At 75.6% G+C, this 369-nt stretch carries 1 pseudogene; it reads right to left on the bottom strand.

What is annotated here, in order from left to right:
* Positions 1-339 (bottom strand): annotated as a pseudogene (locus Q2100_RS31690) (AAA family ATPase); the annotation flags it as partial.
* Positions 340-369: the final 30 nt, after the last annotated feature.

Raw genomic sequence — 369 nt, 5'->3', positions numbered from 1 at the left:
CGTCGCGTGTTCGCCCTGGGCGGCGGCCAGCTTCTCCCGCAGCACGCAGGCCTGAGTGGACCTGTCCCCCAGCCGCTTCGACGCCACGAGGGCGACCTTGCGGTGCGTCTCGCAGTCGACCACGGCCTGCTGGTGGGCGGCGACGGCCGCGGCCAGCTCGGCGCGTGCGCCCACCGGGTCGGCGGCTTCTCCCACACCCCTGTCGCCGGTGACGTCGAACAGCCCGTCCTCCGCCGGCTGCGTCGCCAGCAGCTCCGTCAGCCGCGCCCGCAGGTGCTCGGCGGTGTCGTCGCCGAGCACCGCCTCCAGCGTCGCGGTCAGCCGGTCACGCGCCGTCACCAAGTCACGGCGCCGCAGATCCAGGGCGCG

It is taken from the genome of Mycolicibacterium arseniciresistens (assembly GCF_030519285.1).
GTDB classification, from domain to species: domain Bacteria; phylum Actinomycetota; class Actinomycetes; order Mycobacteriales; family Mycobacteriaceae; genus Mycobacterium; species Mycobacterium arseniciresistens.
This window is presented reverse-complemented; position numbering and strand designations above follow the sequence as displayed.